Here is a 5,948-nt window from a genome sequence, read left to right as displayed (position 1 = left end):
GTCTGGGCCGGCGCCGGTGCGCTGCTGGTGGGCGGCATCGGCGTCATCGCCGGCCTGATGGGCTGGCGCTCGACCATCGCGCCGGTCAGCTTCAGTGCGCCGGCCTACAGCGAAGCCACGATCGAACGCGGCCGCACGCTCGCCGCGCTCGGCGACTGCGCGGTCTGCCACACCGCGCCGGGCGGCACGCCGAACGCCGGCGGTCGCGCGATGGAGACGCCCTTCGGCACCATCCACACCACCAACCTCACGCCCGATGACGACACCGGCCTCGGCCGCTGGTCCTTCACGGCCTTCCAGCGCGCGATGCGCGAAGGCGTCTCGCGCGACGGCCACCACCTGTACCCGGCCTTCCCGTACACGGCCTTCGCCAAGACCAGCGACGACGACCTGCAGGCGCTCTACGCCTACTTCATGTCGCTGCCGCCGGTGCGCGCCGAGACGCCGCCGGCCGAACTCAAGTTCCCGTTCGGCCTGCGGCCGCTGATGGCGGGCTGGAACGCGCTGTTCCACGACCCCAAGCCCTACCAGCCGGTGGCCACGCAGAGCGCCGAGTGGAACCGCGGCGCCTACCTGGTCAACGGCCTCGGCCACTGCGGCGCCTGCCACACGCCGCGCAACGCGCTGGGCGCGGAGCAGGGCGGCAGCGCCAGCCTGTCGGGCGCGATGGTCGACGGCTGGGAGGCGCCGGCGCTGACCGCGCGGTCGACCTCGGCCGTGCCCTGGAATGCCGACGCGCTCTACGGCTACCTGCGCAGCGGCCATTCCCAATCGCACGGCATCGCCGGCGGCCCGATGGCCGAGGTGGTGCGCGAACTCGCGGCGGTGCCGGACGCCGACATCCGCGCGATGGCCAGCTACCTGGCGTCCTTCAACCCCGCCACGACGCAAGAGACCGCTGCGGCGCAGRCACAGCGCGYGGTCGCCACCGCCGCGGCGCAGCAGGGCCGCCTGCTGGGCCCCGCCCAGCGCATGTTCGACAGCGCCTGCGCGTCCTGCCACCACGACGGCGACGGCCCCACGCTGCTGGGCGTGAACACGCCGCTGGCGCTCAACAGCAACCTGACGAGCGCCCGGCCGGACAACCTGCTGCGCACCATCCTCGACGGCGTGCGCGAGCCGGCCTCGCGCGACATCGGCTTCATGCCCGCCTTCCGCGAGGCGCTCGACGATGCGCAGATCGCCGAGCTGGCGGGCTACATGCGCGCCCGTTTCGCGCCGCAGGAGCCGGCCTGGCGGGACCTGCCGGGGAGCGTGGCGCGGCTGCGGGCCTCCGGGCCGAACGCCACATCGCGCTGAGACTCCCGTACGATCTGCGGCGCAGAGGCCGAATCACCGGCCCGCTCCCTGGAGACCTTCGCATGACCTCGACGCTTTCGCCCGCCCAGTCCCTGCCTCGCGATGCCGAGCGCGCCACCCTGGTCGGCCGCCTCTGGCTGCCCGACGTCGGACCGGTGCTGGTCGCGGTGCACGAGGGCGGCCTGCACGATCTCTCGCGCTTCGCCGCCACCGCCAGCCAGCTGCTGGAGTTCGACGATCCGGTGGGCGCGGTGCGCGAGGCGCTGCGCGACGAGCGGACGCAGCGGGTCGCCTCGCTCGAGCACGCGCTGGCCAACAGCGACGAGACCCGCCGCGACCCGCAGCACCCCTGGCTGCTCGCGCCCTGCGACCTGCAGGCCGTGAAGGCCAGCGGCGTGACCTTCATCGCCAGCCTGCTCGAGCGCGTGATCGAGGAGCAGTCGCGCGGCGATGCCTCCAAGGCCGAGTCGATCCGTGCCGCGCTCGGCGGCGTGCTGGGCGACAACCTCGCGGGCATCGTGCCCGGCTCGCCACAGGCCGCGAGGGTCAAGGACGTGCTGATCGCCCAGGGCGCCTGGTCGCAGTACCTCGAGGTCGGCATCGGGCCCGACGCCGAGATCTTCACCAAGGCGCCGGTGCTGGCGGCGGTCGGCACCGGCGCCGACGTCGGCATCCACCCGGGATCGGTCTGGAACAACCCCGAGCCCGAGGTGGTGCTGGCGGTCGACAGCCGCGGCCGCACGCTCGGCGCCGCGCTCGGCAACGACGTCAACCTGCGCGACTTCGAAGGCCGCAGCGCGCTCCTGCTCGGCAAGGCCAAGGACAACAACGCCTCGTGCGCGATCGGCCCCTTCATCCGGCTGTTCGACGCCCACTTCGGCATCGAGGACGTGCGCCGCATCACGGTGGCGCTGCGGGTGGTCGGGCTCGAAGGCTTCACGCTGGCCGGCGCGAGCTCGCTGGCGAAGATCAGCCGCGACCCGCTCGACCTGGTGTCGCAGGCGATCGGCCCGCACCACGCCTACCCCGATGGCCTGATGCTGTTCCTCGGCACCATGTTCGCGCCGACGCAGGACCGCCACGGCCCGGGCCAGGGCTTCACGCATGTGGTCGGCGACCAGGTGACGATCTCGGCGCCCGAACTCGGCGCGCTGCACAACCGCGTCGTGCATTCGGACCAGGCGCCGCGCTGGACCTTCGGCATCGGCGCTCTGATGCGGAACCTCGCTGGACGCGGAATTATTTGACTCGCCCCCAGGTTGCCCCGCACTTCGTGTCGGGGCGCCCACCCCCGACCGGGGGCAACACCAGCGGCCCGGCGGAGCCGGTTCCGCGGTGTTTCACGAAGGGGCCGGGCTGCGCCGGCCTTGGTGTTGGGCGGCGAGCAGCGCCAGCACGGCGATCAGGCTCGCTGCCAGCAAGATCCACAACCCCGCCGTATAGCCGCCAGCCGGCGTCCACAGCAGGCCCAGCATCAGCGGCGCCAGGGCGCGTGCGATGGCGCTCGGCAGCCCCAGCGCGCCGTTGAGCGTCGCCACGTGCTCGCGGTTCACGTACTGCGCGATGGCGGTGCCCTTGACGATGGTCAGCATCCCGTTGCCCATGCCGTAGAACAGCACGAAGGCCAGCGCCGCCGCCGGATGACCGGCGCCGGCCAGCAGGGTCGCCAGGCCGATCGGGATCAGGCAGGGGATCAGCCGGTTCGCCAGGTGCAGGTCGAAGTGGTGCTCGAAGACGTAGAGCAGGGCGCGGCCGAACACCTGCATGATCCCGATGGCCGCCGGCACCGCGATGGCCCAGGTCTCCGACAGCCCGGCGCCGCGCAACAGGCTCACCATGTGCGGCGGCAGCGCCGCGGTCACCGCCATCAGCAGCACGGTGAACACGCCCACCAGCAGGAAGGGCGTGCTGCGCAGGTAGTGGCCGACGGGTCGCCGCGTTGTTGTTGCGGCTGCGCCCGCGGCCGCTGCGGCCACGCTGCGCTTCGGCGCCTGCCGCAGGATCCACGCATGCAGCGGCGCGCACAGCAGCAGGTGGAGGGCGGCGAGCACCCACAGCGCATGCCGCCAGCCGAACTGCGCGATCAGCCAGGCGTCGAGCGGGATGAAGACCGTGCTGGCCAGCCCGCCGAGAAAGGTCAGCGTGATGATGGCGCGCCGGAAGTCGTTCGGGAAGCGGCGCGTGACGACCGCGAAGGCCGGGCTGTAGAGCGTCGCCGAGAGGGCGGCGCCGAGCAGCAGCCAGGCGGCGTAGAAGCCCGCCGCGCTCTGCACCACGCTGTGCAGCAGCAGCCCGGCCGCGATCAGCAGCGAGCCGCCGGTCATCACGGCGCGCTCGTGGCCGCGGTCGATCCACCGTCCGACGGACCATGCCATCGCACCCTCCGCCAGCAGTGCGAGGCTGAAGGCCAGTGACGATTGCGCCCGGCTCAGGCCGAGCTCGCGCTCCACCGGCTCCATCAGCAGCGCGAAGGTGTAGAAGACGCTGCCCCAGGTGATGAGCTGGCCCAGCGAGAGCCAGCCGACGAGGCGGCGGTCGTAGGGAGGCGCAGCGGCGGAGAGATCCATGCGCCGACTCTACCGATGCGGCGCAGGCGCTCGGCAAGACGCTCCGGGCCAGGCCGGCCCGGGTCCGCGATCAGCCCGCCGTCTTGAGCGCCGGCGAGGCGGCGCGTGTGTCGGCAGCGGGTGCCGCCAGCAGCAGCTTGTAGATCAGCGCGCCGATGATCGCGCCGGCGATCGGTGCGACCCAGAACAGCCACAGCTGGTCGACGGCATGGGCCGGCCCGAACAGTGCCGGCCCGGTGCTGCGCGCCGGGTTGACCGAGGTGTTGGTCACGGGAATGGAGACCAGGTGAATCAGCGTCAGGCACAGGCCGATCGCGAGACCGCCGAAACCCGCGGCGCTGTTCTTCGCCGTGGCGCCCAGGATCACGATCAGGAAGACCGCGGTCAGCACCACCTCGATCAGCAGCGCCGCCATGAGGTCATAGCCGCCGGGCGAATGCTCGCCGTAGCCGTTGGTGGCGAAGCCGCCGATCTCGGCGCCGGCCTTGCCGGTGGCGATCTGGTAGAGCACGAAGGCGGCGGCGATGGCGCCGAGCACCTGGGCGATCACGTAGCCCGGCAGCTCGGCGGCGCGAAAACGTCCGGCCACCACGAGCCCGACCGACACCGCCGGATTGAAGTGGCCGCCCGAGATCGGGCCGAGCGCATAGGCCCCGGTCAGCACCGTGAGGCCGAAGGCCAGCGAGACCCCGGCGAACCCGATGCCGAGCCCGGGAAAACCGGCGGCCAGCACCGCGCTGCCGCAACCGCCGAAAACGAGCCAGAACGTGCCGATGAATTCGGCCGACAGCTTCCTTGAAGTACTTTGTTCCATATTCCCTGAATCCTTCTTGTGTGACAAACAAACCCGCCGACCGCGGTCGAGGGCGGGCGGATTCTAGGGAGACCCCGGGTGGCAACAAGCGCCACTGCGCGGGGCAGGCGGCGGCGATGCGCGGTTGTTCACGGAACCGGCGGTTTTCTTCGTCCTGGCCCGTCTCCGTGCGACCGGATGCCGCTGCCGCCTTGAAACAAGGCGTTAAAACTGTAAGGCGATCGCGTCGGCGTTCAGTCGGTCGAATGCAGCGCCCGCCGGTACTGCACCGCTTCCCCCACATGCGCGACACCGACGGCCTCGACCCCCGCGAGGTCGGCGATGGTCCGCGCCACCTTCAGCGCCCGGTGCGTGCTGCGGGCCGACCAGCCGAGTCGCATCGCGGCCGTGTGCAGGAACTGGAGCGCCGCCGGGTCCAGCGACGCATGGCGGTCGATCTCGGCGCCCTCGAGACCCTGGTTGGGCTTGCCCTGCCGGGCCAGCGCGCGTTCGCGCGCCGCGACGGCGCGACCGCGGATCGCCCCGGTCGCTTCGCCGACAGGGGCCTCGAGCAGCTGCTGCGCCGAGACGCCGGGCACCTCGATGTGCAGGTCGATGCGGTCGAGCAGCGGGCCGCTGAGCTTGCCCTGGTAGCGCAGGACCTGGTCCGGCGTGCAGCGGCAGGCCCGGGTCGTCGATCCGCGCCAGCCGCAGGGGCAGGGGTTCATGGCGGCGATGAGCTGGAAGCGGGCCGGGAACTCGGCGCGTCGCGCGGCCCGGGAGATCGTGATGGTGCCGGTCTCCAGCGGCTCGCGCAGCGCCTCCAGCGCCGAGCGGGCGAATTCGGGGAATTCGTCGAGGAACAGCACGCCGTGATGAGCCAGCGAGATCTCGCCGGGCCGCGGCGGCGAGCCGCCGCCCACCATCGCCACGGCGCTGGCGCTGTGGTGCGGGCTGGCGGTTGGCCGGCGCATCCATTGCCCGGTCGCGAAGCGGCCGGCCAGGCTGGCGACCGCCGCGCTCTCGAGGGCTTCCTCGATGCTCATCCCGGGCAGCAGCCCGGCGAAGCGCTGGGCCAGCATCGACTTGCCGGAGCCCGGCGGGCCGACCATCAGCAGGCTGTGGTTGCCGGCCGCCGCGATCTCCATCGCCCGCTTGGCGCCGGCGTGCCCCTTCACGTCGGCCAGGTCGGGGTGGCGCGCGGCCGGTCCGGGCGGCGCCGGCACCATCCGCGCCCAGCCGTCGTCGCCGGCTGCTTCGGCGGCCGGCGGCACCGCGCCGGCCGGCAG

Annotated in this window: 5 protein-coding genes; 2 read left to right on the top strand and 3 right to left on the bottom strand. The window is 72.6% G+C overall.

From position 1 onward, the window contains the following. The coding region (locus tag AC1D2K_RS28245) for a c-type cytochrome (RefSeq protein WP_478092872.1) at window positions 1-1,299 on the top strand (1,299 nt) is incomplete at its 5' end. A gap of 62 nt (window positions 1,300-1,361) precedes the next feature. Beyond that, window positions 1,362-2,546 (top strand): fumarylacetoacetate hydrolase family protein, encoded by a 1,185-nt coding sequence (locus AC1D2K_RS28240; RefSeq protein ID WP_478092870.1) that lies wholly within the window; start codon window positions 1,362-1,364, stop codon window positions 2,544-2,546. Window positions 2,547-2,639: 93 nt separating this feature from the next. On the opposite strand, the gene AC1D2K_RS28235 is transcribed toward AC1D2K_RS28240, so the two are convergent. From AC1D2K_RS28235 to AC1D2K_RS28225, 3 genes are all read right to left on the bottom strand, one after another. After that, the gene (locus AC1D2K_RS28235; RefSeq protein WP_478092868.1) at window positions 2,640-3,866 is read right to left on the bottom strand and encodes an MFS transporter; all 1,227 of its coding nucleotides are present in this window, start codon (window positions 3,864-3,866) and stop codon (window positions 2,640-2,642) included. Window positions 3,867-3,936: 70 nt separating this feature from the next. Then, window positions 3,937-4,680 (bottom strand): aquaporin Z, encoded by a 744-nt coding sequence (gene aqpZ, locus AC1D2K_RS28230; protein WP_478092867.1) that lies wholly within the window; start codon window positions 4,678-4,680, stop codon window positions 3,937-3,939. A gap of 233 nt (window positions 4,681-4,913) precedes the next feature. Next, the coding region (locus tag AC1D2K_RS28225; protein ID WP_478092866.1) for a YifB family Mg chelatase-like AAA ATPase at window positions 4,914-5,948 on the bottom strand (1,035 nt) is incomplete at its 5' end.

The sequence above is a fragment of the Variovorax sp. P1_H12_2 genome (assembly GCF_056405335.1).
This window is presented reverse-complemented; position numbering and strand designations above follow the sequence as displayed.

What these genes read in the sequence shown, in the direction of transcription:
- AC1D2K_RS28235 (WP_478092868.1), bottom strand. Translation starts at nt 3,866, where the DNA reads ATGGATCTCTCCGCCGCTGCGCCTCCCTACGACCGCCGCCTCGTCGGC.
- aqpZ (WP_478092867.1), bottom strand. Translation starts at nt 4,680, where the DNA reads ATGGAACAAAGTACTTCAAGGAAGCTGTCGGCCGAATTCATCGGCACG.
- AC1D2K_RS28240 (WP_478092870.1), top strand. Translation starts at nt 1,362, where the DNA reads ATGACCTCGACGCTTTCGCCCGCCCAGTCCCTGCCTCGCGATGCCGAG.